The organism is Saccharothrix sp. CB00851, assembly GCF_001905065.1.
GTDB lineage: Bacteria > Actinomycetota > Actinomycetes > Mycobacteriales > Pseudonocardiaceae > Actinosynnema.
Map to the genome: position 1 here is coordinate 310,280 of NZ_LWLC01000034.1, position 14,941 is coordinate 325,220.

Here is a 14,941-nt window from a genome sequence, read left to right on the forward strand (position 1 = left end):
GGCACTGGCGCCCGGGAAGTGATCGCTCGAAAGCCAAGGCCCGGGGAGCGACGGCTGGGCAGTGACGCCCGGGAAGTGACGGCTCGGGGAGCGACGGCTGGGCAGTGACGGCAGCCATGGCTCGGAAGCGACGCTGGCAAGCGCTGCGGCGAAGCTCCCGGCCGAGGCAGGTGCCAGTGGTGGCGGGCTCAGCCGGCCTTCGCCGCCACCAGCAGGCCGTCACCCAGCGGCAGGATCACCGGCACCAGGCGGTCGTCCTCGCGCACCGCCCGCGCCACGTCCCGCATCGCGACGGTGTCCGGGTCGCGGTGGGCCGGGTCGACCACGCGGCCGTGCCACAGCACGTTGTCGAACGCGATCACGCCACTCGGCCGCAGCAGCCGCACGCCCTCCGCCAGGTACTTCGGGTACTCCGACTTCGCCGCGTCCACGAACACCAGGTCGTACGCGCCGTCGGTCAGCCTGGGCAGCACCTCCAGCGCCCGCCCCATGATCAACCGGGTCCGCGACACCGCGATCCCCGCCTCCGCGAACGCCACCCGCGCCGCCCGCTGGTGCTCCGGCTCCACGTCGATCGACGTCAGCACCCCGGCCGCGGGCATGCCGCTGAGCAGGTACAACGCGCCGACCCCGGCACCGGTGCCGATCTCGACCACGGCCTTGGCCTGCAACGCCGCGGCGAGGAACCGCAACGCCGCCCCGCCGCCGGACCCGATCGGCACGCACCCCAACTCGGCGCCACGAGCCCTGGCGGCCGTGAGCACGGCGTCCTCGGGCAGGTAGCGCTCCACGTACTCGCGCGTCGGCGCATCCACAGCACGAAGGCTAACGCCGCCGGCGTGGGTTCGGGTGAATCTCGCCGACAACCGGATTCTCAGCCTGCTCTCAGCCGCCTCTCACGATGGTTATAAGCGAAGACGTCACGCTGGTCCCAACGCATGACGAGCAGGACCAACGGGAACACGTCAGGGGAGCCGAGCGTTGACCCGTGCAGCAGGGCAGCCAGCCCAGTGGAGGTGCTTAACCGCCCGATGCCAAAGCAGCCGAACCTCGCACCGACTGCGCCCGCACTGACGGCGCCCATCGACGACGTGGAATGGATCCCGCCCACGTGGGATGAAGTCGTGCGCGAACACGCCGACCGGGTGTACCGGCTGGCCTACCGCCTCACCGGCAACCAGCACGACGCCGAGGACCTCACCCAGGAGACCTTCATCCGGGTGTTCCGGTCGCTGGCGTCGTACAAGCCCGGCACGTTCGAGGGCTGGCTGCACCGCATCACCACGAATCTCTTCCTCGACATGGCCCGCCGCCGCTCCCGCGTGCGCATGGAGGCCCTGCCCGAGGAGACCGACCGCATCCCCGGCGACGACCCGACGCCCGAGGAGATCTACGACGACACGCACCTCGACCCGGAGCTGCAGGCCGCGCTGGACGAGTTGCCGCCCGAGTTCCGCGCCGCCGTCGTGCTGTGTGACGTGGAAGGACTCTCCTACGAGGAGATCGGCGCCACCCTCGGCGTCAAACTCGGTACCGTGAGAAGCAGGATCCACCGGGGCCGCCAGGCCCTGCGGGTCGCACTGGAACGCCGTCGGGGTCTGGCCCAGGAGGACTCTGCATGACCGACCTGCGAGGTTGGCAACTGCCCGAGCAGCACCTGCTGCCCGACGCGGTCGTCGCCTTCGTCGACGGCGAGCTGTCCGCCTCGGCGCACAACAGGGCGGCCGCGCACCTGCAGAGGTGCCCGTTCTGCGCGGCCGAGGCGTATTCGCAGCAGCAGGCGCGGTCCGCCGTGCGTGCCGCCGACGCGCCGTGCGCGCCCGCGAGCCTGCTGGCCAGGCTGGGCGCGATCCCGCAGGAAGTGGAGCTGCCCAGCGCGCCGGACGGCCTCGCGGTCACCGAGGACGGCCAGCTCGTCACGGTCCAGCGGCCCGACCGGGTCGCGTTCGGCAGCGGTCCCGTGCTGGGGTCCGGCCGCCCTTTCGGAACCGGCGGCGGTAGCCGCTTCGGAACCGGGCTCTTCGGGGGCAGGCGAGCCAGGCAGGGCGCCGGCGTCGTCGTCTCCGGTCTCATGCTCGGCGCACTCGCCCTGGTCGCACCGGGCAGCGAGGACACTCCGCCGTCCCCCGCGCAGGGCAACACGCCGCAGCCCTCGCCCGTGGTGGCGCCGTCGTCGGCCGACGACCGCGAACCCGTCGGCGTGCTGCGCCCGGCCGCGAACACCGGTCTGCTGGGCCGCTGACCAGCCCGCTGACGGCAACTTCACCGGTCACCGGGCACGATTGGCCCCGCGACAACCATGGTGTGACGACGTGCGGGGAGCGATGAGCGAGCCAGAACAGGGCAACGGGACCCCCAGGTCGGGCGTGGACGACGGGGCGCACCGCAGGCTCGCACCCCGCCCGCTGCACCGCCCGCCCGTGGACCCCGGTCAGCAGGCCGTGTTCGGCCGGCCGCAGGGCGTGGCGGGCGCGTTCGCCGCGGACCGCCCCGGCCTCAACGGCAACGGCTTCGTCCAGCTCGCACCGCCCCCACCGGAAGCGCTGACCACGGCGTTCGGCCGTCCGCGCGGTGAGGAAGAGACCCGCCTGCAGCGCCCGCCCGTCGACCTGCACGGCGAGCCCGAGGTGGAGCCCGTCTTTTGGGAGGGCAAGCCCGCGGGTGACTCGTGGCGCGACCCGGGCGCCTCGGCCGTCATCGGCCCGCCCGCCGTCACCGAGCAGCCCGACACCGGGCCCAAGCCGGAGCGCGAGCCGGGACCGCAGCTCAGCGTGCCCGAACTGCTGTTCGGGCGGCGCGTCAAGCCGATGGGCCTGGTGCTGCTGATGGTGGCCGCGCTGCTGGTCGGCGCGGGGGGCGGGGTGGTCGGCTGGCTGCTGGGCCGCGTCGGCAACCCGCTCACCGACGGCGGCGTCACGCTCGCCGAGGTCAAGCCGGGCAAGGAACGACCGGTCGGGTCCGTCGCCGAGATCGCCGAGCGGGTCACGCCCAGCGTCGTGTCGATCGAGTTCAAGGGCGCCAACGTGGCCGGCGTCGGTTCGGGCGTGGTCATCGACGGCGAGGGCTACGTGCTGACCAACGACCACGTGGTCGCACCGGCCGTGCAGGACACGTCGGCCAAGCTGACCGTCGTCTTCACCGACGGCGAGCGGGCCGTGGCGCAGGTCGTCGGCCGTGACTCCAAGACCGACCTCGCGGTGATCAAGGTCGAGGTGGACAACCCGACCGTGCTGCAGTTCGGCGACTCCGACGAGCTGGCCGTGGGCGACACCGTGCTGGCCATCGGGTCGCCGCTGTCGCTGTCGAACACCGTGACCGAGGGCATCGTCAGCGCCCTGCACCGGCCCGTGACGGCGGCCGGTGAGAACGGCGGACCGCAGGTCACCTACGACGCGATCCAGACCGACGCGGCCATCAACCCGGGCAACTCCGGTGGCGCGCTGGTCGACTCGTCCGGCGCGCTGATCGGCATCAACTCGTCGATCCGCACCGAGACCGGCGGTTCGGTCGGCCTCGGGTTCGCGATCACCGGCAACTACGCGCGCAAGGTGTCGCAGGCGCTGATCCGCGACGGCCAGGTCAAGCACGCGGACATGAACGTCAACGTGCGGTCGGCGTCGGCGGAGACGGCGGAGGGCGCGCAGGTGCAGAACGTCCCCGAGGGCGGCGCGGCCGACGCGGCGGGCATCGAGGAGGGCGACGTGATCACCCGCGTCGGCGACCGGATGGTCCGCAACGCCGCCGAGCTGACCGTCGCGGTAAGGGAGCGTGAAATCGGCGAGACGGTTCCGGTCGTGCTGGCCAGGCAGGGTCGTGAGCTGACCGTGCAGGTGACTCTGAGGTCCGACTGACGGCTACGCTGGCAACAGGGCTTGGGGCGCGGAAGGTGGGGCACGCGGGTGTTCGACAGCATCGGGTGGCTTGAGATCCTCGTCATCGTCGTGGCGGGGCTGTTCATCCTCGGCCCGGAACGACTGCCGGAGGCCGCCTCGTGGGTCGGCAAGACGGTCCGCAAGGTCCGCGACTACGCGACTGGCGCGCGGGACCAGTTGAAGCAGGAGATGGGGCCGGAGTTCGAGCAGTTGCGCAAGCCTCTCGAGGACCTGCGGGAACTGCGCAACTTCGACCCGAAGCGCGCGATCACCAAGCACTTGTGGGACGACGACCCGATCGAGAAGCCGAACGGCCACCCGGCCGTCCCCCCGGCCCGGGACACCACCACCTCCGAGCGTCCCCTGGAACGCGGCGAACGTCCCCCGTTCGACCCGGACGCCACCTGACGTGCCCGGATTTGTCGGTACCCGTCCGTAGAATGAAAAGCAGGGGTCCCCCTTGGCGGGGACCCCTGCGTCGCGTTCGGGACAGGTGGCCGGGCGATGGCGTGGCCGCGCTGGGGCCGGCTCGTCAGCGGCCGGCGGGGGAGACGTTCAGCAGGCGGCCGGCGAGGCCGCGGGACCGCGTCGACAGCTTGCCCGCGACGGTCGTCAGCACCTGGCCTGCGGCCGACTCGGGGTGCGCCAGCACGATCGGCGTGCCCGCGTCACCCTGTTCGCGCAGGCGAGGGTCGAGCGGCACCTGGCCCAGCAGCGGCACGTCCGCACCCACGGCCTGGGTCAGCGAGTCGGCCACGGCCTGCCCGCCACCGGCCCCGAACACGTCCATCCGGGTGCCGTCCGGCAGCTCCAGCCACGACATGTTCTCGATCACGCCCGCGATCCGCTGCCGCGTCTGCAACGCGATCGACCCGGCCCGCTCCGCCACCTCGGCCGCCGCCTGCTGAGGCGTCGTCACGACCAGGATCTCGGCGTTCGGCACGAGCTGAGCCACCGAGATGGCGATGTCACCCGTGCCCGGCGGCAGGTCGAGCAGCAGCACGTCCAGGTCGCCCCAGAACACGTCGGCCAGGAACTGCTGCAGCGCCCGGTGCAGCATGGGGCCGCGCCACACCACCGGGGTGTTGCCCGGCGTGAACATGCCGATCGAGATCAGCTTCACGCCGTGCGACTGCGGCGGCATGATCATCTTTTCGACCTGGGTCGGCTTCCCGTCGGTGCCCAGCATGCGCGGGATCGAGTGGCCGTAGATGTCGGCGTCCACCACGCCGACGGACAGCCCGCGCGCGGCCATCGCGACGGCCAGGTTCACCGTCACCGACGACTTGCCGACACCGCCCTTGCCCGACGCCACGCAGTACACGCGGGTCAGCGACCCGGGCTGGGCGAACGGGATCACCGGCTCCTCGACGCCACCGCGCAGCGCCTTGCGCAGCTCGGTGCGCTGCGCGTCGCTCATCACGTCCAGCTCGACGCGCACACCGGTGACGCCGTCGAGCGCGGACACGGCGGACGTCACGTCGGCGGTGATCTTGTCGCGCAACGGGCAGCCGGACACGGTGAGGTACACCGCCACGTCCACGACCCCGTCGTCACCGACCACGACGCCCTTGACCATGCCCAGGTCGGTGATCGGACGCCGGATCTCCGGGTCTTGCACACCGGCCAACGCCTTCTGCACGTCGTCAACGGTAGGAAGAGTCACGGGAACGCCTTCGCCAAAGAGGTGGTGGGACCGCCATGCTACGGCGGGTCGTACACCTCCAAGCTACCGGTCGGTCACCCCGGATCCAGGGGCAGCGCGCAGCCGGTTGCGTGCTTTCCGTAACATTGGTATCCGTGCCGGAAACCGGATCTGCCCGGTTGCCCACCCGTACCGAGCTGGGGGTGTGGCGATCCTTCCTCCGGGCGCACGCGAGGCTCACGAGGATCCTGGAAGCCGAACTGATCGCCGAGCAACGCTTGTCGCTCGCGGCCTACGACGTCCTGGTCCAGCTCGCCGAGGCGCCCCAGTACCGACTGCGGATGACCGAGTTGGCCGATGCCGTGCTGCTGTCCCGCTCCGGCGTCACGAGACTCGTCGACCGCCTCGAACGCGCGGGCCTGGTGCTGCGGGAACGCGCCGACGGTGACGGCCGCGGCGTGGTGGCGGTGCTCACGTCACAGGGCCTGGAGCGACTGCGCGCGGCGTCCGGGACGCACCTGACGGGCGTGGTGCGGCACTTCGCGGAGCCGCTGGACCACGCGGAGCTGGAGGCGTTCGGCCGGATGTGCGAGCGGCTGGGCGCCGAAGAACCCTGACGGGCACCGGGCTGTTCAGGGTGAGGACACGTCGTCCTTGACGGGCCGCTTGCGCTCCCGGAACACGCGTTCCAGCTCGCTGCGCAGGTAGTCACGGGTCACCACCTCGCCCACCGCGAGCCGCAGCGCGGCCAGCTCCCTGGCCAGGTACTCGGTGTCGGCCTTGGTCTGCGTGGCCCGCGCCCGGTCCTCCTCCAACGACACCCGGTCGCGGTCGTCCTGCCGGTTCTGCGCGAGCAGGATCAGCGGCGCGGCGTACGCGGCCTGCGTGGAGAACGCCAGGTTGAGCAGGATGAACGGGTACGGGTCCCAGCTCAGCGACACCGCCACCAGGTTGACCGTGATCCACGCGATCACCAGCAGCGTCTGCCAGAACAGGAACTTGCCGGTGCCGAGGAACCGGGCGAGCCGCTCGGAGAACCGGCCGAACGCCTCCGGGTCCAGCGACAGCCGGAACCGGCCCTCCGTGCGCGGCTGGTCGAGCCGTCGACGCGGCAGCTCAGGCATGGGTCAGCCCCGTTTCGCGCCAGTTGTCGGGCAGCAGGTGGTCCAGCACGTCGTCCACGGTGACCGCGCCGAGCAGGTGGTCGCTGTCGTCCACGACCGGCCCGCACACCAGGTTGTAGGTGGCGAAGTAGCGGGTCACGTCGCCCAGCGACGCCGACGGTGACAACGTCGCCAGGTCCGTGTCCAGCACACCCGCGACCAGGTCGGACGGCGGTTCGCGCAGCAGCCGCTGGATGTGCACGCACCCCAGGTAGCGGCCGGTGGGCGTGGCCGTCGGCGGGCGGCACACGAACACCATGCTGGCCAGCGCGGGCGTGAGGTCCGGGTTGCGCACGTGCGCCAGCGCCTCGGCCACCGTCGCGTCCGGCGCGAGCACCACCGGTTCCGGCGTCATCAGCCCGCCCGCGGTGTCGAAGCTGTACTTCAGCAGCCGCTTCACCGGCTCGGACTCCTCCGGCTCCATCAGCCCCAGCAGCCGGTCCTGCTCGACCTCGGGCAGCTCGGAGAGCAGGTCGGCCGCGTCGTCGGGGTTCATGGCCTCCAGGATGTCCGCGGCGCGTTCGTCGTCCAGGTGCGCCAGCAGGTCCTTCTGGTCCTCCTCGGCCATCTCCTCGATCACGTCGGCGAGCCGTTCGTCGTCCAAGGCCTCGGCCACCTCGTAGCGGCGCTTGAACGGCAGGCTGTGCAGGGCCAGCGCCACGTCCGCGGCGCGCATCGTCTCGAAGATCGCCACCAGGTGCTGCGCGCCCTGCGGCTGGCCCGCCAGCTCGGTCACGGTCAGCCCGCTCAGCTCCTCCCACCGCAGCACCTGCACCGGGCCGCGGCGGGCCAGCCGACCGGTGCGCTCCCGGACCGCGACCCGCGTCATCCGCCAATCACGCGTGCGGCTGGGCTCCATCGCCGCGTCGACCAGCACCGCCGCCGCGCCGGAGTCGAGCGTCACGCGGGCGTCGAGCAGCTCGCCGACCACCAGCACCTCGTTGGCGCGCTGGTGGAACTGGCGCAGGTTGACCGAGCCGGTGGCGAGCGTGACGGCGTTCGGCTCGATCGACGTGACCCGCAGCATCGGCACGAAGATGCGCCGCCGGGTGGCGAGCTCCAGCACCAGGCCGAGCACGCGGGGCGGCTGGCGGTCCACCCGCAGGCCGATGACCAGGTCGCGGACCTTGCCGATCGACTCGCCGTCCGGCCCGAACACGGGCAGACCGGCGAGCTGCGCGGCGAAGACGCGGTTCACGGCGACCACGTGATCAGGTTAGTCCGCCCGGTGCGCCGCCGCTGCGTTCCACTGTGGACGTTGTCAGGGGCGGAGGGCGCGGGCGATGGCCTCGACCGCGACGGCCATCTCGTCCAGCTCCTCGTCCAGGCACCACAGCCAGGTGTCGACGGCCCGGCAGAACGTCCAGGCGCGGGCCCGGTCGGCGTCCAGCTCGCCGATGTCGCACAGCGCCGCGAACCGGTCGCGCAGGCCACGGTCGCCGTCCAGCTCGCCGAACCTGTTCCAGAGCAACGGGATCACGCCGAACTCGCGGTCGCCCGCCAGCGGCTTCGGGTCGATCATCAGCCACGGCTCGCGGTCGCCGCGCAGCACGTTCTCGTAGTGCAGGTCCTGGTTGACCAGGGTGTTCCCGGCCGTCTCGGCGAGGTCGCGGCCCAGTTCGCGGGCCTGGTGCACCAGCACCGACGGCAGCGGGTCGCCCAGTTGCGCGTTCTCCGCGACCAGGTCGGGGAACTCGTGTCGGCGGAACCCGGGCCCGGCCGGGACGCGCAGTCGGCGCAGCAGCCCGCCGGTGACGGCCAGCGCCTCCTCGATCGGCGCGTCGTCCAGCGACCTGGTGTGGTCGAGGCGTTCCAGCAGCAGGGCGCCGTGCCGGTCGTCGTGCTCCAGCAGGTCCACGACGCCCTGACCCGCCCAGGCTTTCAGCGCCACCGGCTCCTGCCGGGTCTCCTCGTCCAGCCAGGTCAGCTTGAGCACGGCCGGGTGGCCGTCGGCGCGGCGCACCGGGAGGACGACGGCGACGTTGCCGGTGAGCAGGGCGCCGTCCGGGGTGAGCCGCCAGCGGGCGCAGAACCGGGTGGCCAGGGTGGGCAGGTTCGCCCGCCACTCCCGCGATTGTTCGCCGAGGATCCGGCCGAAGTCGCCCGGGACGGTGATCACGCGAACTCCAGGCGGTAGACCGACTCCCACCGCGGCCTGCCGTTGAGCCGGGCCGCCCGCAACGCCGCCGCGGTGTCGTCGTCCGGTTCGGTCAGGTGGGCGGTCGCGGTCGCGTCGACCAGGTGGGAGTGGGTGGTCGGGGAGCGGACGGTGATGGTGCACGTGACGCCGTCGGCCAGGCCCGGCACTCGCTGTTCGGTGCCGCCGACCGCCACCAGGAGCGTCCCGTCGCGCCACAGCGACCACACCAGTCGCGGCTCGTGGCCGTCCGGTCGGATCCACACCGCGGCGGCCTTGCGCAACGCGTTGTCCAGCACCTGCTCGATCTCCACCGGTTCAGCCTGCCACGAGCCTGTGAAACGTGACTCACGAAATAGCGGGCGGTACGCGTGCGTGCCACCCTTCGCACGACAGGAGTTACCGGCCGGTACGAGGAGGTACCCACAGTGGTCGACCAGCAGCGTCCCCGTCGCTCGTGCCTGGCCGTGCCCGGGTCGAGCCAGAAGATGATCGACAAGGCCCGCACGCTGCCCGCGGACCAGGTGTTCCTCGACCTGGAGGACGCGTGCGCGCCGCTGGCCAAGCCGGACGCGCGCAAGACCATCGTGGCGTCGTTGAACGAGGGCGGCTGGGGCTCTCGCACGCGGGTCGTCCGGGTCAACGACTGGACCACCGAGTGGACCTACCGCGACGTCACCGAGGTCGTCGAGGGTGCGGGCGCGAACCTGGACTGCATCATGCTGCCGAAGGTGCAGACCGCGGAGCAGGTGCACGCGCTGGACCTGCTGCTCACCCAGATCGAGAAGACCATGGGGTACGAGGTCGGGCGCATCGGCATCGAGGCGCAGATCGAGAACGCCCTGGGCCTGACCAACGTCAACGCGATCGCGACGGCCTCGCCGCGGGTGGAGACGATCATCTTCGGCCCGGCCGACTTCATGGCGTCGATCAACATGAAGTCCCTGGTCGTCGGCGAGCAGCCGCCCGGCTACGACGTCGGCGACGCCTACCACTACATCCTGATGCAAATCCTGATGGCTGCCCGTGCGCACGACAAGCAGGCCATCGACGGCCCTTACCTGCAGATCCGCGACGTCGAGGGCTTCAAGCGCGTGGCCGGACGCTCGGCCGCCCTGGGCTTCGACGGCAAGTGGGTCCTGCACCCGGGCCAGATCGACGCGGCGAACGAGGTCTACAGCCCCAAGCAGGAGGACTACGACCACGCCGAGAACATCCTCGACGCGTACGACTACTTCACGTCCGAGAAGGGCGGCAAGCGCGGCGCCGTGATGCTCGGCGACGAGATGATCGACGAGGCGTCGCGCAAGATGGCGCTGGTCATCTCGTCCAAGGGACGTGCCGCGGGCATGTCGCGCACGAACGTGTGGTCGCCGCCGGAGGACTGAGTTCCCGCGGTTCCCGGTCGGCGCGTGGTCGTAGAGTGATCGCGTGGCCGACCGGGAGCTGAAGTCGATCGAGATCGAGGGGTACGCCTCGATCCGTTCGGCGCGAGTGGACCTCGGCCGGCTGAACGTGCTGATCGGCGCGAACGGCGCGGGCAAGAGCAACTTCGTGCGCGTGTTCGAGCTGCTCGGCCGCCTGGTCGAGGAAGACTTGGGCTTCTTCGTCGGGCTGAACGGCGGCGCGTCGGCGCTGCTCAACTCCGGCGCGGATCACCTCCGGCTCGCGGTGACCGGTGCTCCGGGTGCCTACCAGGCCGTGCTGGTGCCGGCGAGCAACGACCAGTTCATCTTCGCGGTCGAAGCCCTCGACCTCGGGGACCACGGGATGGTCGAGTTGCCGAGAGGAGGGCGGGAGACGCAGCTGCCGATGGTCACCGACGCCGTGGGGTCCGCGGCTCGGCTGGCCGACGCGCTGAGCGACTGCCGCGTCTACCACTTCCACGACACGAGCCGGAACGCGCCGGTCAAGCAACTCGTGCCCACGGCGGACAACGTGGCGCTGCGACACGACGCGGGCAACCTCGCGGCCGTCCTGCTGGCGCTCTACGACAGCGACGACCCGACCGACAAGGCGGCCTACCGGCGGATCGTCGGGGCCATCCGCCAAGTCGCGCCGTTCTTCCGGGACTTCGTCCTCCGACCGGAGAAGAGCGACCGACTGCGGCTGCGGTGGCGGCAGAACGACTCGGACGCCGTGTTCTCGGCCGACCAGATGTCGGACGGCACGTTGCGGTTCGTCTGTCTCGCGACACTCCTGCTGCACCCGAGGCTGCCCTCGCTGGTGGTCCTGGACGAGCCGGAACTCGGCCTGCACCCCTATGCCGTCGTCCAGTTGGCAGGGCTCTTGCGGCAAGCGTCCGTGCGCAGCCAGGTGCTCATCGCCACGCAGTCGGTGACCCTGATGAACCAGTTCGAGCTTGATGACCTGATCGTGGTCGAGCGGGTAGACGGGGCGTCGACCTTCTCGCGGCCGGATCGCCAGCGGCTCGGCGCGTGGCTCCAGGAGTACTCGCTGGGTGAGCTGTGGGAGAAGAACCTGATCGGGGGCAGGCCGGGCGGGCACACGTGACGGGTGCCATCCGGCGGGTCCACCTGCTGGTCGAGGGGCAGACCGAAGAGGTCGTGGCCGATGCCGTCATCCGACCTCATCTCGAAGGGCTCGGATGGGTCACCAGCCTGTCGCTCGTGAAGACCAAGAGGCCGGCGGCCGGGCCGTCGCACAAGGGTGGCATCACCGGGTGGGCGCAGGTCCAGCGGGACATCAGGCTGCTGCTGAACGACACGAGCATCGATGTGCTCACCACGCTGTTCGACTACTACGCGTTCCCGCCGGACTGCCCCGGCATGGCGGACCGGCCGTCCGGCGACGTCTACGAGCGGGTCGGGCACGTCGAGCGGTGTCTGGCCGAGGCGGTGGGTGACCGGCGGTTCCGGCCCAACCTGGTGGTCCACGAGCTGGAGGCGTGGGTGTTCGCCGCCGCCGACGAACTGGGGGAGTTCCTCGGTCCCGAACTCGCGGACCGGCTTCGAGGGGACGTTTCGGTCGCGGGTGGTCCGGAGTTGGTCAACGACGGACCGGCGACCGCGCCCTCGAAGCGGCTCCTCGACTACTGCCCCGGCTACGTCAAGACGGTCGACGGGCCGCTCGCGATCCAGGACCTGGGCCTGGCACGCCTGCGTGCGGCGTGCCCGCACCTCGACGGCTGGCTGTGCGCCTTCGAAGAGTGACCGGTCCGGTACGGGCTGGTGACCCCGCCGGTGAGCATGGCCACAGGTCGGGCTGTGGATTGGCGATCATGGGGTGCCGCCTGTGCATGGTGGTGGGCGTGTCCAGACATCGCACCCCGCGCAGGCGGCTGTTCCAGCGCCGCCGTGACGACCTGCTCGAGCGCAGCTTCCGCCCCTGCCCCGCCTGCTCGCACGACGTCCACGTGTTCGCCGACGTGTGCCGGCACTGCGGTGGCGAGCTGGAACTGCGCGCCTCCTGACCCGGAGCGGTCAGCGTGGGGTCGGCAGGTTCGCCGCCTCCCGGTACAGCCAAACCACCAGCACGACCCACAGCACGACGGCCAGCACCCACAGCACGGTGAGCACGACGCCGATGATGAGGCCGGCGGTCGCCATGCCCCAGCCCTCCTCACCGGTCCGCCGGATCTGCTTGCGCGCCACGACGCCCAGCACGATGCCCGCCGGGGAGAACAGGAACGCGGTGATCAGCGCCGCGATCGCCATCCCGTTGGTTCCCCGGGGCGGCGGGTAGTAGCCCGGTTGTTGGTAGTGCGGTTGCGACATGGTGGTCCCCCTCGCCGATCGTGCGGGCGCACAGGCTAACCCGCTGTTTCGGTTCAGCGCGTGGTGATGAGCACTCTCGTGGCGCGAACGGGCGTTAACCGGTCCATACTCGCCGGTAACCCGAGAGCTACGAAGGGAAACGCGATGGCGCGCCTGGCCCGGACCGCAGGACTGACCGACGTCCAGGAGGAGATCCTGTCGACGGTTCGCACCTTCGTGGACAAGGAGATCATCCCGCACGCCCAGGCGCTGGAGCACGGTGACACGTACCCGGCCGACATCGTCGAGGGCATGAAGGAGATGGGCCTGTTCGGGCTCACCATCCCGGAGGAGTTCGGCGGGCTCGGCGAGTCCCTGCTGACCTACGCCCTGGTGGTCGAGCAGATCGCCCGCGGCTGGATGTCGGTGTCCGGCGTGATCAACACGCACTTCATCGTGGCGCACATGCTCAAGCAGCACGGCACGCCGGAGCAGCAGCAGAAGTACCTGCCCCGGATGGCGACCGGTGAGGTGCGGGGTTCGTTCTCCATGTCCGAGCCGGAGCTGGGCTCCGACGTGGCCGCGATCCGCACCCGGGCTGTGCGCGAGGGCGACGACTTCGTCATCAACGGCCAGAAGATGTGGCTGACCAACGGCGGCACGTCCAACCTCACCGCCGTGCTGGTGAAGACCGACGAGGGCGCGGAGAAGGCGCACCAGAACCTGACCACGTTCCTGGTGGAGAAGCCCGAGGGCTACGGCGAGGTCGCGCCCGGCCTCACCATCCCCGGCAAGATCGACAAGATGGGCTACAAGGGCGTCGACACCACGGAGATGGTGTTCGACGGCTTCCGGATCCCGGCGGAGCAGGTGCTGGGCGGCCAGACCGGTCGCGGGTTCCGGCACATGATGGACGGCGTCGAGGTCGGCCGGGTGAACGTGGCGGCGCGGGCGTGCGGCATCGCGCTGCGGTCGTTCGAACTGGCCATCGAGTACGCGCAGCAGCGCAGGACGTTCGGCAAGCCGATCGCGGAGCACCAGGCCATCGCGTTCAAGCTGGCCGAGATGGCTACGAAGGTGGAGGCCGCGCACCTGATGATGGTGAACGCGGCACGGCTGAAGGACTCCGGCGCGCGCAACGACGTCGAGGCGGGCATGGCCAAGCTCATCGCGTCGGAGTACTGCGCCGAGGTGACCCAGGAAGCGTTCCGCATCCACGGGGGGTACGGGTACTCCAAGGAGTACGAGATCGAGCGCCTGATGCGTGAGGCGCCGTTCCTGCTCATCGGCGAAGGTACGAGCGAGATCCAGAAGACCATCATCAGCCGGGGGCTCCTGCGCGACTACCAGTCGCGGGGCTGAAAGATCAGCGGGGCTGAAAGCTTGAAAAGCGTCCTCGCCGGACGGGCAGATCAGCAGGATGACCTCCCGTTCGTTCCGTCTCGGTTTCGTCGCGTCGGGGACGTCCTGTTGCGTTGTGGGTCCGGGCTTCGTGTCATCCCACCGACCTCCCTCCGGGCTACCACACGCGTCAAGGGGGCGGTTCCAGCCCGACGCGCCGGTCATGCCGGAAGGTGCCCCCTTGACCCGTGCGGTAGGGCTGCGCCAGGTCGGCGGGATGACACGAACCCCTCCCTTGTGAAAAGCGAGAGCATCGCGGCCGCACACGCCCCGGGCCCGCTCGTCCCCGCGCTCGTCGGCGACCGCCGTGCCGTCTGACGCGTGAGAGGTCGGCAGCCGGGCGGTCAGGTCACGTTTCGCGAACCCGTTTCGCGCTGGTCGCCCGGTGTTGGCAGGATGGGGTGATCAGCACCGCGAAGAGGTGGTCACCGTGACGAGTTCATTCTCCGGCCAGAACCGACCCGGGGTGCCTCCCCGCCTGCCCACCCCGCCCACCGGCTGGCCCATCGGCTCGTACAGCACCTACGAGGAAGCACAGCGGGCGGTCGACTTCCTGGCCGATGACGACTTCCCCGTCCAAGAGGTCACGATCGTCGGTGTCGACCTGATGCTCGTCGAACGGGTCACCGGCCGGCTCACCTGGGGCCGGGTGCTGGGCACCGGAGCGGCGTCGGGGGCGTGGTTCGGGTTGTTCGTCGGCGTCCTGCTCAGCCTGTTCAACACCAGCCCCGGCGCGAGCCTCGGGCCCATCGTCGCGGGCCTGGTGGTCGGCATCGCGTTCGGCTTGATCTTCGCGGCGGTCGGGTACGGGTCGGCGCGCGGCAAGAGGGACTTCCAGAGCGCCAGCCAGCTGGTCGCGGGCCGCTACGACGTGCTCTGCCAGCCCCGGTCCGCCGAACGCGGCCGCGACCTGCTCGCCAAGCTCGCCATGCGCCCCTCGGACGCGGGCGGGACCGGCAAGGGCTGACGTCGAAGACCGAGGTTTACCGCGCCACCTGATCGGGTAA

18 protein-coding genes are annotated in these 14,941 nt (G+C 70.9%); 11 read left to right on the plus strand and 7 right to left on the minus strand.

All coding sequences use genetic code 11. The features are described 5' to 3' along the window. Positions 1 to 188: 188 nt before the first annotated feature. Positions 189 to 815: an O-methyltransferase gene (locus A6A25_RS30260; RefSeq protein ID WP_073895964.1), complete on the minus strand. Its 627-nt coding sequence runs from the start codon at positions 813 to 815 to the stop codon at positions 189 to 191. Positions 816 to 1,031: 216 nt separating this feature from the next. Between A6A25_RS30260 and sigE the strand changes: the two genes are divergently transcribed. The 4 genes from sigE (at position 1,032) to tatB (ending at position 4,280) form a co-directional block, all read left to right on the plus strand. Then, the gene (gene sigE, locus A6A25_RS30265; protein ID WP_073895966.1) at positions 1,032 to 1,622 is read left to right on the plus strand and encodes an RNA polymerase sigma factor SigE; all 591 of its coding nucleotides are present in this window, start codon (positions 1,032 to 1,034) and stop codon (positions 1,620 to 1,622) included. Then, entirely contained in the window at positions 1,619 to 2,242 is a 624-nt protein-coding gene (locus A6A25_RS30270) for an anti-sigma factor family protein (RefSeq protein ID WP_073895968.1), read from the plus strand. Before sigE ends, A6A25_RS30270 begins: the two co-directional genes overlap by 4 nt. Before the next feature lie 82 nt (positions 2,243 to 2,324). Further along, a complete protein-coding gene (locus tag A6A25_RS30275) occupies positions 2,325 to 3,851 on the plus strand; it encodes a S1C family serine protease (RefSeq protein ID WP_073895970.1) in 1,527 nt (508 codons plus the stop codon). Positions 3,852 to 3,899: 48 nt separating this feature from the next. After that, positions 3,900 to 4,280 carry a Sec-independent protein translocase protein TatB gene (gene tatB, locus A6A25_RS30280; protein ID WP_073895972.1) on the plus strand — a complete coding sequence of 127 codons (381 nt, stop codon included), beginning with the start codon at positions 3,900 to 3,902 and terminating at the stop codon, positions 4,278 to 4,280. Between the two features lie 124 nt (positions 4,281 to 4,404). On the opposite strand, the gene A6A25_RS30285 is transcribed toward tatB, so the two are convergent. Beyond that, positions 4,405 to 5,538: an Mrp/NBP35 family ATP-binding protein gene (locus A6A25_RS30285; RefSeq protein ID WP_073895974.1), complete on the minus strand. Its 1,134-nt coding sequence runs from the start codon at positions 5,536 to 5,538 to the stop codon at positions 4,405 to 4,407. Positions 5,539 to 5,672: 134 nt separating this feature from the next. Between A6A25_RS30285 and A6A25_RS30290 the strand changes: the two genes are divergently transcribed. Beyond that, positions 5,673 to 6,134 (plus strand): MarR family winged helix-turn-helix transcriptional regulator, encoded by a 462-nt coding sequence (locus A6A25_RS30290; RefSeq protein WP_073895976.1) that lies wholly within the window; start codon positions 5,673 to 5,675, stop codon positions 6,132 to 6,134. 15 nt (positions 6,135 to 6,149) lie between these two features. On the opposite strand, the gene A6A25_RS30295 is transcribed toward A6A25_RS30290, so the two are convergent. From A6A25_RS30295 to A6A25_RS30310, 4 genes are read right to left on the minus strand one after another with little or no spacing between them, the layout of a single operon-like run. Then, positions 6,150 to 6,641, minus strand: coding sequence for a DUF1003 domain-containing protein (locus A6A25_RS30295; protein WP_073895978.1), 492 nt, complete (start codon positions 6,639 to 6,641; stop codon positions 6,150 to 6,152). Continuing rightward, positions 6,634 to 7,887 carry a magnesium transporter MgtE N-terminal domain-containing protein gene (locus tag A6A25_RS30300; protein WP_143193493.1) on the minus strand — a complete coding sequence of 418 codons (1,254 nt, stop codon included), beginning with the start codon at positions 7,885 to 7,887 and terminating at the stop codon, positions 6,634 to 6,636. The genes A6A25_RS30295 and A6A25_RS30300 overlap by 8 nt, the downstream gene beginning before the upstream one ends. Before the next feature lie 54 nt (positions 7,888 to 7,941). After that, positions 7,942 to 8,799, minus strand: a complete 858-nt coding sequence (locus A6A25_RS30305) for an aminoglycoside phosphotransferase family protein (RefSeq protein WP_073895980.1) — start codon at positions 8,797 to 8,799, stop codon at positions 7,942 to 7,944. Continuing rightward, the gene (locus A6A25_RS30310) at positions 8,796 to 9,131 is read right to left on the minus strand and encodes a hypothetical protein (RefSeq protein ID WP_241828988.1); all 336 of its coding nucleotides are present in this window, start codon (positions 9,129 to 9,131) and stop codon (positions 8,796 to 8,798) included. Before A6A25_RS30310 ends, A6A25_RS30305 begins: the two co-directional genes overlap by 4 nt. A 114-nt stretch (positions 9,132 to 9,245) precedes the next feature. Here A6A25_RS30310 and A6A25_RS30315 point away from each other — a divergent pair, with 114 nt between their 5' ends. The 4 genes from A6A25_RS30315 to A6A25_RS44330 all read left to right on the plus strand — a co-directional run bounded on the left by A6A25_RS30315 (position 9,246) and on the right by A6A25_RS44330 (position 12,250). Continuing rightward, positions 9,246 to 10,205: an HpcH/HpaI aldolase/citrate lyase family protein gene (locus tag A6A25_RS30315; RefSeq protein WP_073895982.1), complete on the plus strand. Its 960-nt coding sequence runs from the start codon at positions 9,246 to 9,248 to the stop codon at positions 10,203 to 10,205. A gap of 43 nt (positions 10,206 to 10,248) precedes the next feature. After that, positions 10,249 to 11,331 (plus strand): AAA family ATPase, encoded by a 1,083-nt coding sequence (locus A6A25_RS30320; RefSeq protein ID WP_073895983.1) that lies wholly within the window; start codon positions 10,249 to 10,251, stop codon positions 11,329 to 11,331. After that, the gene (locus A6A25_RS30325; RefSeq protein WP_198932906.1) at positions 11,328 to 11,990 is read left to right on the plus strand and encodes a DUF4276 family protein; all 663 of its coding nucleotides are present in this window, start codon (positions 11,328 to 11,330) and stop codon (positions 11,988 to 11,990) included. The genes A6A25_RS30320 and A6A25_RS30325 overlap by 4 nt, the downstream gene beginning before the upstream one ends. Before the next feature lie 98 nt (positions 11,991 to 12,088). Further along, positions 12,089 to 12,250: a hypothetical protein gene (locus A6A25_RS44330; RefSeq protein ID WP_158073844.1), complete on the plus strand. Its 162-nt coding sequence runs from the start codon at positions 12,089 to 12,091 to the stop codon at positions 12,248 to 12,250. 10 nt (positions 12,251 to 12,260) lie between these two features. Here the strand turns inward: A6A25_RS44330 and A6A25_RS30330 are convergent, their stop codons facing one another. Next, positions 12,261 to 12,554 (minus strand): DUF4190 domain-containing protein, encoded by a 294-nt coding sequence (locus A6A25_RS30330; RefSeq protein WP_073895985.1) that lies wholly within the window; start codon positions 12,552 to 12,554, stop codon positions 12,261 to 12,263. A 144-nt stretch (positions 12,555 to 12,698) separates the two neighbouring features. Here A6A25_RS30330 and A6A25_RS30335 point away from each other — a divergent pair, with 144 nt between their 5' ends. Beyond that, a complete protein-coding gene (locus tag A6A25_RS30335; RefSeq protein ID WP_073895987.1) occupies positions 12,699 to 13,895 on the plus strand; it encodes an acyl-CoA dehydrogenase family protein in 1,197 nt (398 codons plus the stop codon). Positions 13,896 to 14,364: 469 nt separating this feature from the next. Beyond that, positions 14,365 to 14,901, plus strand: a complete 537-nt coding sequence (locus tag A6A25_RS30340) for a general stress protein (protein ID WP_073896197.1) — start codon at positions 14,365 to 14,367, stop codon at positions 14,899 to 14,901. The last annotated feature ends 40 nt before the right edge of the window (positions 14,902 to 14,941 follow it).